Below are 17,067 nucleotides of genomic sequence, written 5' to 3' on the forward strand. Positions count from 1 at the left end.
CCATGCTCAACGTGAACCGCATAAACCTGCATTACGGCGCCGCCCAGGCCCTGAAATCGGTCTCCCTCGCCGCCGAGAAGGGCCGGGTCACCACGGTGATGGGGCGCAACGGCGTGGGCAAGACCTCGCTGATGCGCGCCATCGTCGGGCGGCAGGGCATCTCCGCGGGGTCCATCGAGTGGAACGGCCAGGAGATTTCCCGCATGGCGCCGGAGAATCGCGCCCGCGCCGGCATCGCCTCGGTGCCCCAGGGGCGGGAGATATTTCCGCTGCTCACGGTTAAGGAAAACCTCGAGACCGGCTATGCCCGCCTGCCGCGGCGCGACCGCCACGTGCCCGACGAGGTGTTCGAGCTCTTCCCCGTGCTCGGCCAGATGATGGGCCGGCGCGGCGGCGATCTCTCGGGCGGGCAGCAGCAGCAGCTCGCCATCGGCCGCGCCCTCGTCACCCGCCCGGAGCTGCTGGTGCTCGACGAGCCCACGGAGGGGATTCAGCCCTCCATCATCAAGGACATAGGCCGCGCCATAGACTTCCTGCGCGCGCGCGGCGACATGGCCATCGTGCTGGTGGAACAGTTCTTCGAATTCGCCCGCGACCTCGCCGACACCTACGTGGTGATGGACCGCGGCGAGGTGGTGCTCTCGGGCACCCGCGCGGAGATGGAGGAGACCGAGGTGCGCCGCTGGCTCACGGTCTGAGGCCCGGGCGCGGCGGGGGGCGGCCGCGTAATTGTTTCTGAACTTCTGTCGGTCAGTTTGCGCTGGATTTCCACTGCAAACGGAGCGCGGAAGATGATCCTGCACAGACTGCTCGCGGTGCTCGCGGCACTGTTCCTGGCCGCCCGGGCCGTGATGGCCGAGCCCGGTGTGCTGCCCGACCGGGTGATCTTCGGCCAGGTCGCCGCCCTCAGCGGGCCGGCCGCGGCGCTCGGCACCGGCATGCGGGAGGGGATGCTCGCCGCCTTCGGGGAGGCGAACCGCGAGGGCGGGGTGCACGGCCGCCGCATCGAGCTCGAATCGCACGATGACGGCTACGAGCCCGGCCGCTCCGCCGAGACCGTGCGGCAGGTGATCGCCGAAGGGCGTACCTTCGGCCTGCTGGGCAGCGTGGGCACGCCCACCGCCGCCGCCAGCCAGCCCGTGGCCACCGCCGCCGGCATGCCCTACATCGGGCCCTTCACCGGGGCGGGCTTCCTGCGCGGCGCGGCGCTCGACAACGTGATAAACCTGCGCGCCAGCTACGGCGCCGAGACCGAGGCCTGGATCGCCCATCTCGTCGACCGGCTGGGCATGAAGAAGATCGCCATCCTCTACCAGGACGACGGTTTCGGTCGCGTGGGCCTGGCCGGCGTGCGCGCGGCCCTTGCGCGGCGCGACATGACGCTGGCGGGACAGGGCGCCTACGTGCGCAACACCACCGCGGTGAAGGCCGCGCTGCTCGAGCTGCGCCAGCTCCGCCCGCAGGCGGTGGTGATGGTGGGCGCCTATGCCCCCATCGCGAAGTTCATCCAGGTGTCGCGCTCGCTGAAATTCTCGCCGATGTTCGTCACCATCTCCTTCGTGGGGTCCGACGCGCTCGCCGCCGCCCTCGGGCCGGATGGCGAGGGCGTGATCATCAGCCAGGTCGTGCCCTTCCCCTGGGACGAGAGCCTGCCGGTGGTGGCGAGCTACCATGCCGCGCTCGCCGCGCATGACGCACAATCCACCCCGGGCTTCGTGACGCTCGAGGGATATCTCGTCGGCCGGCTGGCACTGCTCGCGCTCGAACGCGCCGGGCCGGAGCCCACCCGGGCCGGGTTCCTCGCGGCGTTCCGCGCGCTGGGGGACATCGACCTCGGCGGGCTGGGCATGCGCTTCGGCCCGGGCGACAACCAGGGGCTCGAGGAGGTCTTCCTCACCCGCATCACCGGCGAAGGCGGCTTCGAGGCGATTTCCGTGGGATCCGGCTCGTGAGCGCGAGCATGCCCGACAAGCGGCCCCCGAACGGGCGGGGAGCCCGAGAATGAGGAACATGAAGATGGGTTTCAGGACGATCCGCAGCCGCGTCACCGTGGCACTGGTTAGCCTCGCTCTGGTGATCGTCGCGGTGATCGGGCTGAGCCTGCTCGCCTTCGGAGCGATCGAACGCGTGTTTGCGCATCTCTCGGACGAACGCCTTCCCCAGATGCGCGCGGCCTCGCAGGTCACCATCAGCACCGGCAAGCTCATCGAGGCCGTGGCCGCCTTCCAGAACCTTCACGACGACGAGAGCCTCGCGGCGGTGCAGGCCGGGTTCGAAGCCCGGTCGGCCGAGCTCGCCGGGCATATCGCCGACCCCAGGCTCGGCGAGGCCGGGGACCTGGCCGCGCTGCTCGCCCGGGTGGAAGGCGAGGTCGAGCAACTGGGCGCGGCCGTCGCGGGCGAGATCGCGGCGCGCCGGGCGGTGACCGGCATCATGGCCGATCTCGCGACCCAGTCCGCCGCGGCGGACCTGTTCATTTCCCCGCGCGTGAACACGGCCAATTTCGACATGATCCGGGGCGGGGAGGCGGCGATATCGCGCATCGGCGGCACGCTCGACCAGCTCGTCCAGCAGGACTTCACCACGGTGCGCCTGCTGCTCAATACCCAGGCGGAGATGAACCTGCTCGCGGGCATGGCGCTGAGCGAGACCTTCTCGCCCGATGCCACGCTGCAGTCGATCCTGCAGGATCTCGGACTCGGTGCCGCCGAGCGGCTGAGCGGCCGGCTCGGGCCGCTCGAGGAGGCCGGCTTTCCAGAGGAGGGCGTGACGGCGTTGCGCAGCCTCCTCGCCGCCTATGAGGAACTGCGCGGCTCCGGCCGCTACACGCAGGCGCAGCGCAGCGCCTTTCTCGATGCCCGGCGCGAGGTCGAGCTGGTGCTCGCCACCGTGCTCGACGACCGCATCTTCGAGCTCACCATGGGGGCCGAGGCCGCCTCGACCGAGAATGCCGACACGATCCACGGGCTGATCCGCGGCCAGGTGGAGCAGATCCGCCGCATGCTCACGCTCAAGGCATCGCTCGAGATCTACGTGGCCTCCGGGCTGCGTGCCGCGGCCGCTGTCACCCGCGCCGATCTCGACGCGGCCGAGGCGGCGCTCAATCTCGCGGCGATGGAGCTCAACAGCCTCAGCATCGCCGCGGGCGCGGAGTTCGTGCCCATTCTCGACGGGCTTCTCGCGGCCGGCGACAGCGCCTCGGGCATCCCGGCCCGCATGCGCGCCGCCTTCGACGCCGAAGAGCGCTCCACCGCCCTGCAGCACACCGCGATCGACGGTATCCGCGCGATGTCCGACAAGGTCAGCGCTCTCAATCTGAACAGCATGGATCTCATCGAGGCCTCGGGCGAGGCCGTCTACTCGGAGATCGCCAAGGCGCGCCTGGGCGCGGGCATCCTCGGTGCGATCGGCGTCATCGCGGCGCTTGCGGCGCTGGTGATGATGTTGCGCACCGTCGTGCGCCCGCTCAACGATCTCACCGCCGCGACCTCGCGTCTCTCGCGCGGCGACATGAGCCCCGTGCCGGACTTCGAACGCAAGGCCGAGGAAATCGCCAGCATGGGCCGCTCCCTGACGGTGTTCCGCGAGAACTCGCTCAAGGTCGAGGAGTTGCACCGCCGCAACGAGGAGAACGAGCGCGCGGCGCGCGAGCAGCGCGCCGCGATGTTCCGCGACCTTGCGCAGGGCATCGGCTCGGTGGTGAGTGCCGCCTCGCGCGGCGATTTCACCACCCGGGTGACCGCAACCTTCGAAGACCCCCAGATCCAGTCGCTGGCGAACGGGGTGAATGCGCTGATGGACAGCACCGAATCCGGTATCGGCGAGATCCGCCAGGTGCTCAGCGCCTTCGCGAACGCCGATCTCACCTTCCGGATGCGCGCCGATCTCGAAGGCGCCTTCGCCGAGCTGCGCGACGACGCGGAGACCACGGCGGACCGCCTTGCCGAACTGGTCGGGCGCATCCGCGACAGTGCGACCGACACGGCCAGCCGGGCGCACGAGATCGCCGAAGGGGCGGGCCAGCTCTCCAGCCGGACCGAGACCCAGGCCGCGGCCCTGCAGGAGACCGCCGCCGCGATGGAGGAGATGGCCTCCACGGTGCGGTCCAATTCGGAGAGCCTGTCGCGGGCCGAGCAGCTGTCGGGCAGTGTTTCGAGCAAGACCGAAGCCGGTGCGCGCGCTGCCGATGTCGCGGTCGAGACCATGGCGCAGGTCGAGAAGAGCTCGGCCCAGATCACCGACATCATATCGGTGATCGAATCGATCTCCTTCCAGACCAACCTCCTCGCCCTGAACGCCGCGGTCGAGGCCGCCCGGGCCGGCGATGCCGGCAAGGGCTTCGCGGTGGTGGCCTCCGAGGTCCGGACCCTGGCGCAGCGGTCCGCTGAGGCGGCGAGCGAGATCAGCAAGCTGATCAAGGAGAGCGGTCAGCAGGTGACGGCCGGTGTCTCGAGCGTGCGGGCCACGAGCGCGGCGCTCACCGATATCTCCGAGTCGATCCGTCCGCTGCTCGCCGCCATCGCCGATGTCGCTTCGGCAGGGCGCGAACAGTCGATCGGCATCGAGGAGGTCAACCAGTCGATCTCCCACATGGACCAGATGACCCAGCAGAATTCGGGTCTGGCGGACCAGTCCGCGTCCACTGCGCTGAGCCTGTCGCAGGAGATCGGTGAGCTCGCCTCGCTCGTCTCGGCCTTCCGCACCAAGACGGATCGCTCCTCGGCGGCCAGCCTCAAGGTGGCCTGAGTGTCCCGCCCGCATCTCCCGCCACCGATCCTCGTGGTGCGGCAGGGGAGCGGCGGGCGCGAGGCCAGCATGTTGCCAAACGGGCCGCGATGCGCAGGCGTGTTCCGCCGCAAGCCGCCGGGGCGAGAGGGCTTGCCGCCCGGGCGCGCCGGGTTGCCGCCGGTCCGGGGCGGCGTGGTGGGTGCCGGCGCGACGGGAACCGCGGGGGGGAAAGACGGCGGGGAGGCAGCGCGCTGTCTGTGCCGACGGGGCCCACGGGCACTTTTGCGCAGCCGGGCATTCTGGTAGGTCTGCCCCGGCGGGGACGCCGAGATCTCCGGTCATCCAGCACATGAGAGACGAATTGAGCAGCGCAACTCCCACCCGTCGGTCCGTTATCCTGAGTGGCATGGCCGCGCTGCTGCCCGCAGCCGCGGCAGGGGCCTCTCCCGTATCCGCGCTGGTGCCGCGGCCTCGGCCCGGGCAGGCGATGGCCACGCCTTCGGCGCGCGCGACGGGCTTCGATACGGCCGAGGAAATCCGGCGCGAGATCGGGCTCGCGGGAAGGACCGGTTTCGCGATGATGGACGTGGAGAGCGGCACGCTGCTCGAGGCCTACGATCCCGAGGGCCTGTTCATTCCCGCCTCGGTGTCGAAGGTGCCGACCACGCTCTACGCGCTCGAGACGCTCGGCGACGACTTCCGCTACGCGACCCGGCTCTGCGCCACGGGGCTGCTGAGCGGCCGCGGGCTGGAAGGCGATCTGGTGCTCTCGGGCAGTGGTGACCCGACACTGGACACGGACGGCCTTGCCGCCCTGGCCGACCAGGCCCTGCGCGCCGGCGTGACCAGCATCACCGGCCGGCTCAATGTCGACGCCTCCGCCCTGCCGCTGCTGCGCGAGATCGACCCGCAGCAGCCGCAATACGTGGCCTACAATCCGTCGATCTCGGGGCTGAACCTGAACTACAACCGGGTGTTCTTCGAATGGGGCAGGAGCGGCGGCGCCCGCGAACTCAGCCTCGAGGCGCGCGCCCGGCGCTACAGCCCGGAGGTGAGCGGCATCGCCATCTCGACCGTTCCCAGCCAGTCGCCGGTGTTCATCTGGAACTGGCAGGCCCCTCAGGAAGTCTGGACCGTCTCGGAACGCGCGCTGGGCAAGGACGGCGGCCGCTGGCTGCCGGTGCGCAACCCGGTGGGCTATGCCTCCGACGTCTTCCGCCACGTGGCCCAGGCGCAGGGCCTGACCCTGCCGCGCGGCACGCCGGGGCTCACCGCCGGCGCCGAGCTCGGCCGCTGGGAGAGCGACCGACTGGACACCATCATCCGCGACATGCTGCGCTATTCCACCAACATCACCGCGGAGGCACTCGGCCTCACCGCGAGCCGAGCCCGGGGGCTCGGCCCGCGGTCGCTGCACGAAAGCGGCGCCGCGATGTCAGCCTGGCTGCGCGACTATGCCGGGCTGAAGGGACCGATGGAGTTTCACAACCACTCCGGCCTCACTGCCGACACCCGCGTCTCGCCGCTGCAGACGGTGCAGCTGCTCTCCGCTGCCGAGCGCCGCTCGCCCGGCCGCCTGATGGGCCTCATGCATGACGTGCCGTTGCAGGCCGGGCCGCGCGAGCGCGACATCCCGTTTACCGGCCTGGCCTCGGCCAAGACCGGCACGCTGAACTTCGTGCGCGGCCTGGCTGGCTATTTCGAGGGGCCGAACGGCCGGCGCTTCGCCTTCGCCATCTACTCGGCCGAGATGGAGGCACGGGCGAAGGCGGATGATTCCATCGAGATCCCGCCGGGCAGCCGGCCCTGGATCGCCCGCGCGCGCTATCAGGAACGCAGGCTGCTGCGCTCCTGGGTTGCGCGGTTCGCCGCCTGAACGAAGGTTCGCCGCCTGCCGCCTGCCGCCTGCCGCCTGCCGCCTGCCGCCTGCCGCCTGCCGCCTGCCGCCTGCCGCCTGCCGCCTGCCGCCTGCCGCCTGCCGCCTGCCGCCTGCCGCCCGGGATGGCTGCGCGGGCTCGGCAAGGCGGAGATGACGCGTGTGCCGAGACCGCCAGCGTGCGGCGTGGACGGGTGGAAGGCGAGGGGCGCGGGCGGAGCCGGCGTGAGAGTCGAAACGCCCCGGACCGAGCGGGGCGTTTCGAATGCTTCGTGCTGATGTCAGGGAGGCTGGGCGGGGCGCGTCTCGCGCCCGGCGATCAGAGCGCTCCGCGGGCCACGAGGGCGATCAGGGCGATGAATCCCGCATGAGCGGCGACGAAGAGCGACACGCGAAGGTAGAGCGACATTGAATTCCCCCAGAGACCGGTTGCATGGGTTTACAGGGGGTAAACGCCGGCGGGAAGAGGAATTGTTCCGCGCCGCATCATTTCGCCGGCGAAACGTTGCCGTTTCGCCGCGCTGGCCGCCGGCTCACTCGGCGGGAAGCCGCTGGAAACGTGCCCGCGCGCCGCGCTCGATGGCTGCCCCTGCCAGCCGGCCCACGCCGAGGTCGTGGCGCAGGATCTGCAGGAACTCGAGCTCGGACATCTTCACGTTGCCGTCGGCCGCGGCGACGTCGCAGGCCAGCGCATAGGCGGTCTCGTTGAAGCCCTCCGGCAGGGCCTCGCGCACCAGGCCGAGCAGGGCCTCGATGCCGTCCTCGACCTCGAACAGGTCGAACACGCTCTGCGAGACGGTCTTCAGCCGGTCGCCGTCATAGCCGGCGAACACCGGCAGCGTGTCGATGATCCGGGTGATCACCAGCAGCTCGGGCGTGGAGAGGTTCTCGTCCGCCGCCGAGGTTGCCACCATCACGGCGACAAGCGCGTCCTGGGGAGAAAAGGAATGTTCCACGTCCATGAGGGCCCTCCGGGGTTTGCAAACAGGCCGGACATTATTGACCATGGACCTGAGGGGCAATAGGAGTCCGCCACCCGGGATGGGCCCGGGCCCGTGAGGATCTCTGACATGACCGGACTGCGCGAAACTGCCCTCAACTCCAAGGCCTGGCCTTTCCAGGAGGCCCTGCGTCTGGTCAAACGCTACGAGAAACGCCCGCCCGAAAAGGGCTACGTGCTGTTCGAGACCGGCTACGGCCCCTCCGGCCTGCCGCATATCGGCACCTTCGGCGAGGTGGCCCGCACCACCATGGTGCGCCACGCCTTCGAGACCCTCTCGGACATCCCCACCCGGCTGCTGTGCTTCTCCGACGACATGGACGGCCTGCGCAAGGTGCCCGGCAACGTGCCCAACCGCGAGGAGCTGGCGCTCGACCTCGACCTGCCGCTCACGAAGGTGCGCGACCCGTTCGGCACGCACCCCTCCTTCGGCGAGCACAACAACGCCCGCCTGCGCGCTTTCCTCGACACCTTCGGCTTCGAGTACGAGTTCGCCTCCGCCACCGAGTACTACCGCTCCGGCCGCTTCGACGAGATGCTGCTCGCCGTGCTCGCGCAATACGACAAGGTGATGGAGATCATGCTCCCCACCCTGGGCGGCGTGAACGAGGAGCGGCGCGACACCTACTCGCCCTTCCTGCCGGTGAGCCCGAAGAGCGGCAAGGTGTTGCAGGTGCCCACGCTGGAGCGCAACCTGGAGAAGGGCACCATCGTCTATGCCGAGCCCGATGGCGAGCGCATCGAGGTGCCGGTCACCGGCGGCCATGTGAAGCTGCAGTGGAAGCCCGACTGGGCGATGCGCTGGGCGGCGCTGGGCGTCGACTACGAGATGCACGGCAAGGACCTGATCCCCTCGGCCGAGCTGGGCACGAAGATCTGCCGTGCGCTCGGCCGCCCGGCGCCCGAGCTCTACAACTACGAGCTCTTCCTCGACGGCACCGGCCAGAAGATCTCCAAGTCCAAGGGCAACGGCCTGTCGATCGAGGAATGGCTCACCTATGCCAGCCCCGAGAGCCTCAGCCTGTTCATGTTCCAGAAGCCCAAGACCGCGAAGCGCCTGCACTGGGACGTGATCCCCAAGGCGGTGGACGAGTACCACGCCCACCTGCGCGCCTTCCCGGGCCAGGACCCCGCCCAGCAGCTGGCAAACCCCGCCTGGCACATCCACTCCGGCAACGTGCCGGAATCGGACATGGTGGTGTCCTACTCCATGCTGCTCAACCTCGCCTCCGCCGCCTCGGCCGAGACCGCGGAGACCATGTGGGGCTTCATCCGCAAATACGCGCCGGATGCGGGCCCGGAGACCCACCCGGGCCTCGACGCCGCCGCCGGCCAGGCCGTGCGCTACTTCAACGACCACGTGAAGCCCACCAAGAGCTTCCGCGCGCCGGACGAGCGCGAGCGCGCCGCCCTCGCCGACCTGCGCGCCCGCCTCGCCGCCTGGACCGGCGGCGCCGATGCCGAGGCCCTGCAGGACGAGGTCTTCGCCGTGGGCAACGCGCATGGGTTCGAGCCGCTGCGCGACTGGTTCAAGGCGATCTACGAAGTGCTGCTGGGCGCCAGCCAGGGCCCGCGCTTCGGCGGTTTCATCGCCCTCTACGGCGTGCCGGAAACCGTGGCGCTGATCGACCGGGCCCTGGAGGGCGCACTCACCGCCTGACATACCGACCCGGCCCGGCACATCCCGGGCCGGTAACGCCGCGCGCCGCCCGGGGGCACCCCGGGCGGTCGGGCGCCGAGCGGGGGCTCGATGCCCCCCGAGGCGCCGGCCAGCCGCCCCGCGGCCCGGCCTCAGTCCCGCGAACAGGCCCCGGCCGCCCCGGCGTCAGTCCCGCGGCCCGGCCTCAGTCCCGCGCCGCCCGCGCGGGCAGCATCTGCCAGCCCAGCATGCCGGCCAGCATCGCGGCCATGAAGATCCAGGCCTCCGTGCGCCCGGTGCCCAGTGCGGCCAGCGCAGGGCCGGGGCAGAAGCCCACCAGCCCCCAGCCCGTGCCGAACAGCACCGCGCCCGCCACCAGCCGCGCATCGATCCGCCCCGCCGCCGGCCCGGGCAGCGCACCGCCCAGCACCGCCGTCTGCCGGCCGCGCGCCAGCCACCAGCCGAGCGCCGCCACGATCACCGCGCCGCCCATCACGAAGGCCAGCGTCGGGTCCCAGTCCCCCGCGATATCGAGGAAGGCCTGTACCCGCGCCGGGTTCACCATGTCCGAGACGATCAGCCCGGCGGAGAACATCAGCCCGCAGGCCAGCGCCATCAACGCCCGCAGCATCACGAACCCCCCCACATCCGCAGCGCGCCCACGGTCGCCACCGCGCAGGCCATGAACACCGCCACCGCCACCATGCTGCGCGGCGAGAGCCGCGACAGCCCGCACACCCCGTGGCCCGAGGTGCAGCCCGAGCCCATGCGCGTGCCGAACCCCACCAGCAGCCCGCCGGCCACCAGCAGCGCCGGCGCGCCGGTCACCTCCAGCGCCACGCCGTCTCCCGCCAGCGCCAGCAGCAGCGGCGCCGCGATCACTCCGGCCACGAACAGCGCGCGCTCCGCCCGCAGGCTGCGCGCGCCGCCCGGTGCCAGCACCCCGCCGAGGATGCCGCTTATCCCCATGATACGCCCGTTCATCAGCAGGTAGAGCGCCGCCGCGAGCCCGATCAGCCCGCCGCCCGCCAGCCCGTTCACCCAGTCCTGTGGCATGTCGATCTCCCGTGCCGCTGCCTCTCTCCTGCTTATATATTCACGAACTTGAATGTAAAACAGCCCCTTCCATCAGGATTTCCGCTTGGGTTCGCGCGCCGCCCGCCGCATGCTGTGGGCGCGCATCCAGCCACAGGAGCCCGGCGATGAGACGACACGGTTTCCCCGCAGCCCTCCGCGCCGGCCCGAAGGCCGCGGCACTCGCCGTCCTTCTGGCCTTCGCCGTGCCCGCGCCCGCCCCGGCCGGCGAGCGCGAGGACCAGATCGCCGCCGTCATCACCCGGCAGATCGAGGCCTTCCGCGCCGAGGACCTGGACGGCGCCTTCGCCCTCGCCTCGCCGATGATCCGGCAGATGTTCCACGACGCGCGAAACTTCGGCGCCATGGTGCGCAACGGCTACCCGATGGTCTGGCGCCCGGAGGAGGTCACCATGGGCCCGGTGGTGATGCGCGACGGCAAGCCGGTGCAGACCGTCTTCCTGCGCGACGCCCGCGGCCTGTCCCACATCGCCGAGTACACGATGGTGGAGACGGACGCCGGCTGGCGCATCGACGGCGTGCGCATCATCGAGGGCACCGGCTCCTCGGTGTGAGGGGGCAGGTCGGCCCGGGGCGCGCGCATGTCGCAAACCGCGCCGCGCCGCGCGGGGGCCGCGCCTAGGCTGGACACCTGTCCGGGGCATCGCGAGGGGGAGGGGACTTCATGAGACAGACGGCGCGCGTGGTGGTGATCGGCGGCGGGGTGGTCGGCTGTTCGGTGCTCTATCACCTCACCCGGCTGGGCTGGTCGGACGTGGTGCTGGTCGAGCGCTCCGAGCTCACCTCCGGCTCCACCTGGCACGCGGCGGGGGGCTTTCACACCCTCAACGCCGACACCAACATGGCGGCCCTGCAGGGCTACACCATCCGCCTCTACCGCGAGCTGGAGGAGATCACCGGCCTCTCCTGCGGGCTGCACCATGTGGGCGGCGTCACCCTCGCCGACAGCCCGGAGCGGCTGGATTACCTCAAGGCCGAGCGCGCCAAGCACCGCTACATGGGGCTGGAGACCGAGATCATCGGCCCGGAGGAGATCCGCGCCCTCTCGCCCATCACCAACACCGAGGGCGTGCTCGGCGCGCTCTACGACCCGCTCGACGGCCATCTCGACCCCTCGGGCACCACGCATGCCTATGCGAAGGCCGCGCGCATGGCCGGCGCCGAGATCATCCTGCGCACCCCGGTGCTCGAGACCAACCCCCGCCCCGACGGCACCTGGGATGTCGTAACCCCCGCCGGCACCATCCATGCCGAGCACGTGGTGAATGCCGCCGGCCTCTGGGCGCGCGAGGTGGGGGCGCTGGCCGGGCTCACCCTGCCGCTGCACCCGATGGAGCACCAGTATCTCGTCACCGAGGAGACCCCGGAAGTATACGAGCGCGGCGCCGAGCTGCCGCATGTGATGGACCCCGGCGGCGAGAGCTACCTGCGCCAGGAGGGCAGGGGCCTGTGCATCGGCTTCTACGAGCAGCCCTGCGACCCCTGGGCGGTGGACGGCACCCCGGCCGACTTCGGCCACGAGCTGCTGGAGAACAAGCTCGACCGCATCTCCGACTCGGTGGAATTCGCCTATCGCCGCTTCCCCGTGCTGCAGCGCGCGGGGATAAAAACGATCATCAACGGCCCCTTCACCTTCGCGCCCGACGGAAACCCCCTCGTGGGCCCGGTGCCGGGCCTGCGCAACTACTGGTCGGCCTGCGCGGTGATGGCGGGTTTCAGCCAGGGCGGCGGCGTGGGCCTGTCGCTGGCGCAATGGATGATCGAGGGCGAGCCGGAGCGCGATGTCTTCGCCATGGATGTCGCCCGTTTCGGCATGCTCCACCGCGACGCGACGGCCGGGCGCTGGATCACCCCCGGCTATACCCGCCTGAAGGTGAAGGAGAATTACCAGCGCCGCTTCTCGGTGAGCTACCCCAACGAGGAGCTGCCCGCCGCGCGGCCCTTCCAGACCACCCCGGTCTATTCCGAATGGAAGGCGCAGGGGGCGGTCTTCGGCGCGCATTCGGGCATGGAGGTGGTCAACTACTTCGCCCGGCCGGGCGAGCTGCCGCACGAGGTGCCCTCCTTCCGCCGCTCCAACGCCTTCGAGGCGGTGGCCGGCGAATGCGCCGCGGTGCGCGGGGCGGTGGGGATCAACGAGATCCACAATTTCGGCAAGTACCTCGTCACCGGCCCGGGGGCCGAGGGCTGGCTGGCGAAGGTGATGGCCGGGCGCCTGCCGAAGCCGGGGCGCATCACCCTCTCGCCCATGCTCAGCCCGCGCGGGCGCATCATCGGCGATTTCACCATCACCTGCCTCGGGCCGCAGCGCTACCAGCTCACCGCCAGTTTCGGCGCCCAGGCCTTCCACATGCGCTGGTTCGAGAGCCATTTGCCGCCCTCCGGCGTGCGGGTGGAGAATGTCTCCACCCGGCGCATCGGCTTCCAGATCGCCGGGCCGAGGGCGCGGGAGTGGCTGGGCCGGGTCGCGCATGGCGACGTGGGCGGGCTGCGCTTCATGGACGCGCGGGAGATGGACATCGGCCCGGTGCGCGCGCTCGTGCAGCGGGTGTCCTATACCGGCGACCTCGGTTACGAGCTGCACGTGGACTGGGAGAGCCAGCTCGCGCTCTACCACGCGCTGATGGCGGCCTCGGAGGGGCTGGGGGCGAAGCCTTTCGGCATGCGGGCGATGATGAGCCTGCGGCTGGAGAAGTTCTTCGGCTCCTGGCTGCGCGAATACGGGCCGGACTACATGCCCGGCGAGACCGGGCTGGGCCGGTTCGTCGACCACGCGCGGGGCGGGTTCATCGGCGCGGAGGCCGCGGCGGCGGAGATGCCCGCGCGCCGGCTCTGCGCCTTCGTGGTGGATGCGGACGAGGCCGACGTGGTGGCCTACGAGCCGATCTGGATCGACGGCGCGGTGCAGGGCTTCGTCACCTCCGGCGGCTATGCGCATCACGCGCAGGCCTCGGTGGCGCTGGGCTTCGTGCCGGTGGAGCGGGCGCGGGAGGGGCTACAGGCGGAGATCGAGATCCTCGGCCGGCTGCGCCCGGCGCGGCTGGTCACCACGCCGCTCTTCGACGCCGACGGGGCGCGCATGCGCGGCTGACGGGCGGGGCTGACAGGGGGGGCTGACAGGGGGGGCGGGGCCCGGGGCGTCAGCGCGGCCCGTAGGCGGCCATGAAGGTGCGCACCGCCCCGCGCGCCACGCGGTCGATCTCCGCCTGTTCCGGCGCGGGCTGGCTGCCCATCGCCACCGCCACCAGCGTGGGGTGGTGGATCATGCCCAGCAGCTGCCAGGCGGCCATGTGCGTGTCCGGAATGGCGAGCGCCCCGCGCGTCACCTGGATGTCGAGCCAGGCCTGCAGCCGCGCCGTTCCCAGCGCCGGGCCGGCCGCGTAGAAGCGCTGGCCCACCTCCGGAAAGCGCTCGGAGGCCGCGATCACCATGCGCACCAGCTTCACGTGCCGCGCCTCGGTCAGCCGCTCGATATGGGTGCGCGACAGCTCCACCAGCGTCGCCTCCACGTCGGTGCATTCCGGGTCGGGCAGCAGCCATTGCTCGGCGGTGCGCTGCTTGTAGCAGGTGACCATCTCGCTGAAGAGCGCTTCCTTGCTGTCGAAATAGACATAGAGCGTGCCCTTGGACACGCCGGCATGCTTCGCGATCTGCCCCATCGAGGTCGCGTCGAACCCCTGGGCGAGGAACATTTCCGCCGCGCCGTTGAGGATCTGCCGGCGCTTGGCCGTGTCGGCGCGGGCCGTGCCGTCGTCTAGCGTCTCGTTCACCTGTGTGGTCCCGCCCTTCAAAACTGCCGTCCGGTTCTATGTGGCATGTTTCGGGGCAGAAGTTCACCCGTCTCGCATGAAATTGACCGAACCGTTCGGTCACCTTGAAATCGGGTCGGCAACCCTCTAAGTCAAGCTCTGACCGAACCGTTCGGTCATGAGGCGACCAGCCACTTCCACCGCAACGCGTACCGGGAACCGTTCCATGGCAAGGGATTACGACAGCGACAAGGATCCGCAGGACCGGCAGGAGGCGCCCGGCGCCCGCCCGCCGGCGCAGCAGGACACCGGCGCCACCGACGCGACCGCCGCGGACGAGGGCGGGGGCAAGGGCGGCCGGAAGCGCATCATTCTCTTCGCGGTGCTTGCCGCGGTGATCGCCGGCGGTGCCTGGTATGGCTACGATTACTGGACCGTGGGCCGTTTCCTCGAGGAGACGGACGACGCCTATGTGCAGGCCGACTACACCATCCTCTCGCCGAAGATCTCCGGCTACGTGGCCTCGGTGCCCGTGATCGACAACCAGGAGGTCCGCAAGGGCGACGCGCTGGTGAACATGGATGACGGCGACTACCGCATCGCCCTGCGCCAGGCCGAGGCGAGCCTCTCCGCGCAGCGCGCCACGGTGGACCGCATCTCCCAGCAGGTGGCCGCGGCGCGGGTGAGCATCGACCAGGCGCAGGCCGAGCTCGAATCGGCCCGCGCCAGCGCCGAGTTCGCGCAGGTCGACTATGACCGCTACGCCAACCTCGCCACCACCCGCGCAGCCTCGGTGCAGCAGGAGCAGGAGGCGCGCACCACGCTGGCCACCGCGAAGGCCGGGGTGAAATCCGCCGAGGCCGGCGTGGCCGCCGCGAAGGCCAACCTCGAGGTGGTGAAGGCCGAGAAGACCGAGGCCGAGGCCTCGCTCGCCGGGCTTGAGGCGCAGCGCGACCAGGCCCAGCGCGACCTCGACGCCACGGTGCTGCGCGCGCCCTTCGACGGGGTGGTGGGCAACACCTCCGTGGTGGCGGGCGATTATATCTCGCCGGGCAAGCGGCTGCTGGCCGTGGTGCCGCTGAGCGAGATCTACATCGAGGCGAATTTCAAGGAAACGCAGATCGGCCGGCTCACCCCCGGCACGCCGGTGGACATCGAGGTGGATGCCTACCCGGACCGCCACGTGACCGGCCATGTGCAGGGGCTCTCGCCGGCCTCGGGCGCGGTGTTCAGCCTGCTGCCGCCGGAAAACGCCACCGGCAATTTCACCAAGGTCGTGCAGCGCCTGCCGGTGCGCATCTCCGTGCCGCGCGACGTGGCGGAGGCCGGCTGGCTGCGCCCGGGCCTCTCGGTCGTGGTGACGGCCGACACGCGGGCCGCCCCGTAAGCGGGCGAGGGGAGGGCTGAGCCATGGCCGGGGCCGAACCGGGCGAGCCGGAAGTCACGCCGCGCAAGATCATCGCCTTCGCGGCGCTGGTGTTCGGCATGTTCATGGCGATCCTGGACATCCAGATCGTCTCCTCCTCGCTCTCCGAGATCCAGGCGGGGCTCTCCGCCTCGCCCGACGAGATCTCCTGGGTGCAGACGAGCTACCTGATCGCCGAGGTGATCATGATCCCGCTCTCGGGGTTCCTGTCGCGGGGGCTGTCGACACGGGTGCTGTTCACCATCTCGGCGGCGGGCTTCACCGCGGCCAGCGTGCTCTGCGCCACGGCGACCTCGATCAACGAGATGATCCTCTACCGCGCCATCCAGGGCTTCATCGGCGGCGGCATGATCCCCACGGCCTTCGCGGCCTCCTACACCATCTTCCCCAGGCGCCTGCAGGGGCCGGTGATGGCGGTGGTGGGGCTCACGGTCACGCTCGCGCCCACGATCGGGCCCACGGTGGGCGGCTATCTCACCGAGATCTTCTCCTGGCACTGGCTGTTCCTGGTCAACGTGGTCCCCGGCATCGCCGCCACGCTGCTGGCCTGGTTCCTGGTCGATTTCGACGAGCCGGACCACGCGCTCTTGAGCCGGTTCGACTACGTCGGCCTCGCCGCCATGGCGGTGTTCCTCGGCGCGCTGGAATACGTGCTGGAGGAGGGCGAGAAGAACGACTGGTTCCAGGACAGCTCGATCTCGCTGCTGGCGGTGGCGAGCGGCATCGGCGCGATCATCTTCTTCTGGCGCGCCTTCACCCGCGACACGCCCATCGTCGATCTCGGCGCCTTCTCGGACCGCAACTTCGCCGTGGGCTCGCTGATGACCTTCGTGCTGGGCGTGGGGCTCTACGGGCTCACCTATCTCTACCCGCTCTACCTCAGCCGGGTGCGGGACTATTCGGCCCTGCAGATCGGCGAGACGGTGTTCGTGAGCGGGCTGTTCATGTTCCTCACCGCGCCCATCGTGGGCAATCTCGCCCGCAAGGTGGACCCGCGCTACATCATCGGGGCCGGGCTCTTCGGCTTCGCCGCCTCGTGCTACGAGCTCACGCCCATCACCAAGGACTGGGCGTTCTGGGAGCTGTTCTTCCCCCAGGCGCTGCGCGGCGTCTCGCTGATGCTGTGCATGATCCCGATCAACGTGCTCGCCCTCGGCACCCTGCCGCCGGACCGCATCAAGAACGCCTCCGGCCTGTTCAACCTCACGCGAAACCTCGGCGGCGCCTTCGGCCTCGCCTGGATCAACACCATGCTCAACTCGCGCACCGACATGCATTACGAGCGGCTGTCGGAGCATGTCTCCTGGGGGTCGCCCTGGGCCGAGCAGCAGGTGGAGAGCATGACCGCCGCCTTCCAGCCGGTGCTGGGCGGCGACGCGGAGCAGGCGGCGCTTTCCCAGGTGGCGGGCATCGTGCAGCAGCAGGCGATGGTGATGTCCTTCGCCGACGTGTTCCTGCTGCTGGGGGTGATGTTCGCGCTGATGCTCTTCATGCTGCCGCTGGTGCGCAAGCCCGGCGCAGAGGCAGGCTCGGCGCCGGCGCACTGAGCGAAGG

The 17,067-nt window shown here is 70.5% G+C and carries 13 protein-coding genes; 9 read left to right on the top strand and 4 right to left on the bottom strand.

Translation table 11 applies throughout. The features are described from left to right. The first annotated feature begins 2 nt into the window (after window positions 1-2). The 4 genes from urtE to dacB all read left to right on the top strand — a co-directional run bounded on the left by urtE (window position 3) and on the right by dacB (window position 6,604). A complete protein-coding gene (gene urtE, locus D3P35_RS08715; protein ID WP_118134331.1) occupies window positions 3-698 on the top strand; it encodes an urea ABC transporter ATP-binding subunit UrtE in 696 nt (231 codons plus the stop codon). Between the two features lie 93 nt (window positions 699-791). Further along, window positions 792-1,952, top strand: coding sequence for an ABC transporter substrate-binding protein (locus D3P35_RS08720; protein ID WP_118134332.1), 1,161 nt, complete (start codon window positions 792-794; stop codon window positions 1,950-1,952). A 49-nt stretch (window positions 1,953-2,001) separates the two neighbouring features. Further along, a complete protein-coding gene (locus D3P35_RS08725; protein ID WP_157982075.1) occupies window positions 2,002-4,746 on the top strand; it encodes a methyl-accepting chemotaxis protein in 2,745 nt (914 codons plus the stop codon). Window positions 4,747-5,215: 469 nt separating this feature from the next. Then, complete coding sequence (gene dacB, locus D3P35_RS08730; protein ID WP_157982076.1) at window positions 5,216-6,604, top strand: D-alanyl-D-alanine carboxypeptidase/D-alanyl-D-alanine-endopeptidase; 1,389 nt, start codon at window positions 5,216-5,218, stop codon at window positions 6,602-6,604. 533 nt (window positions 6,605-7,137) lie between these two features. Here dacB and D3P35_RS08735 read toward each other — a convergent pair. After that, window positions 7,138-7,566 carry a tellurite resistance TerB family protein gene (locus D3P35_RS08735; RefSeq protein ID WP_118134335.1) on the bottom strand — a complete coding sequence of 143 codons (429 nt, stop codon included), beginning with the start codon at window positions 7,564-7,566 and terminating at the stop codon, window positions 7,138-7,140. A gap of 108 nt (window positions 7,567-7,674) precedes the next feature. Here D3P35_RS08735 and D3P35_RS08740 point away from each other — a divergent pair, with 108 nt between their 5' ends. Next, on the top strand, window positions 7,675-9,264 hold the full coding sequence (locus D3P35_RS08740) for a lysine--tRNA ligase (RefSeq protein WP_118134336.1): 1,590 nt from the start codon (window positions 7,675-7,677) through the stop codon (window positions 9,262-9,264). Between the two features lie 184 nt (window positions 9,265-9,448). Here the strand turns inward: D3P35_RS08740 and D3P35_RS08745 are convergent, their stop codons facing one another. Further along, window positions 9,449-9,874 (bottom strand): DUF6691 family protein, encoded by a 426-nt coding sequence (locus D3P35_RS08745; protein ID WP_118134337.1) that lies wholly within the window; start codon window positions 9,872-9,874, stop codon window positions 9,449-9,451. Continuing rightward, window positions 9,874-10,299, bottom strand: coding sequence for a YeeE/YedE family protein (locus tag D3P35_RS08750; protein WP_118134338.1), 426 nt, complete (start codon window positions 10,297-10,299; stop codon window positions 9,874-9,876). Before D3P35_RS08750 ends, D3P35_RS08745 begins: the two co-directional genes overlap by 1 nt. A gap of 146 nt (window positions 10,300-10,445) precedes the next feature. On the opposite strand from D3P35_RS08750, the gene D3P35_RS08755 reads away from it, so the two are divergent. Together D3P35_RS08755 and D3P35_RS08760 are read left to right on the top strand one after the other, a co-directional pair. Next, the gene (locus D3P35_RS08755; RefSeq protein WP_118134339.1) at window positions 10,446-10,892 is read left to right on the top strand and encodes a DUF4864 domain-containing protein; all 447 of its coding nucleotides are present in this window, start codon (window positions 10,446-10,448) and stop codon (window positions 10,890-10,892) included. 110 nt (window positions 10,893-11,002) lie between these two features. Further along, on the top strand, window positions 11,003-13,429 hold the full coding sequence (locus tag D3P35_RS08760; RefSeq protein ID WP_118134340.1) for an FAD-dependent oxidoreductase: 2,427 nt from the start codon (window positions 11,003-11,005) through the stop codon (window positions 13,427-13,429). Between the two features lie 49 nt (window positions 13,430-13,478). On the opposite strand, the gene D3P35_RS08765 is transcribed toward D3P35_RS08760, so the two are convergent. Continuing rightward, entirely contained in the window at window positions 13,479-14,108 is a 630-nt protein-coding gene (locus D3P35_RS08765; RefSeq protein ID WP_198670518.1) for a TetR/AcrR family transcriptional regulator, read from the bottom strand. Window positions 14,109-14,313: 205 nt separating this feature from the next. On the opposite strand from D3P35_RS08765, the gene D3P35_RS08770 reads away from it, so the two are divergent. Both D3P35_RS08770 and D3P35_RS08775 read left to right on the top strand, forming a co-directional pair. Continuing rightward, window positions 14,314-15,474, top strand: a complete 1,161-nt coding sequence (locus D3P35_RS08770; protein WP_157982077.1) for an HlyD family secretion protein — start codon at window positions 14,314-14,316, stop codon at window positions 15,472-15,474. A gap of 23 nt (window positions 15,475-15,497) precedes the next feature. Beyond that, entirely contained in the window at window positions 15,498-17,060 is a 1,563-nt protein-coding gene (locus tag D3P35_RS08775) for a DHA2 family efflux MFS transporter permease subunit (protein WP_118134342.1), read from the top strand. Window positions 17,061-17,067 lie beyond the last annotated feature (7 nt).

The organism is Oceanicella sp. SM1341 (assembly GCF_003448965.1).
GTDB lineage: Bacteria > Pseudomonadota > Alphaproteobacteria > Rhodobacterales > Rhodobacteraceae > Paroceanicella.

Excerpts from the sequence above, each read along its gene's own strand:
- D3P35_RS08770 (WP_157982077.1), top strand. The coding sequence starts at position 14,314 with ATGGCAAGGGATTACGACAGCGACAAGGATCCGCAGGACCGGCAGGAG.
- D3P35_RS08735 (WP_118134335.1), bottom strand. The coding sequence starts at position 7,566 with ATGGACGTGGAACATTCCTTTTCTCCCCAGGACGCGCTTGTCGCCGTG.
- D3P35_RS08755 (WP_118134339.1), top strand. The coding sequence starts at position 10,446 with ATGAGACGACACGGTTTCCCCGCAGCCCTCCGCGCCGGCCCGAAGGCC.
- D3P35_RS08750 (WP_118134338.1), bottom strand. The coding sequence starts at position 10,299 with ATGCCACAGGACTGGGTGAACGGGCTGGCGGGCGGCGGGCTGATCGGG.
- D3P35_RS08740 (WP_118134336.1), top strand. The coding sequence starts at position 7,675 with ATGACCGGACTGCGCGAAACTGCCCTCAACTCCAAGGCCTGGCCTTTC.
- D3P35_RS08760 (WP_118134340.1), top strand. The coding sequence starts at position 11,003 with ATGAGACAGACGGCGCGCGTGGTGGTGATCGGCGGCGGGGTGGTCGGC.
- D3P35_RS08775 (WP_118134342.1), top strand. The coding sequence starts at position 15,498 with ATGGCCGGGGCCGAACCGGGCGAGCCGGAAGTCACGCCGCGCAAGATC.
- dacB (WP_157982076.1), top strand. The coding sequence starts at position 5,216 with ATGGCCACGCCTTCGGCGCGCGCGACGGGCTTCGATACGGCCGAGGAA.
- D3P35_RS08745 (WP_118134337.1), bottom strand. The coding sequence starts at position 9,874 with ATGCTGCGGGCGTTGATGGCGCTGGCCTGCGGGCTGATGTTCTCCGCC.
- urtE (WP_118134331.1), top strand. The coding sequence starts at position 3 with ATGCTCAACGTGAACCGCATAAACCTGCATTACGGCGCCGCCCAGGCC.
- D3P35_RS08725 (WP_157982075.1), top strand. The coding sequence starts at position 2,002 with ATGAGGAACATGAAGATGGGTTTCAGGACGATCCGCAGCCGCGTCACC.
- D3P35_RS08720 (WP_118134332.1), top strand. The coding sequence starts at position 792 with ATGATCCTGCACAGACTGCTCGCGGTGCTCGCGGCACTGTTCCTGGCC.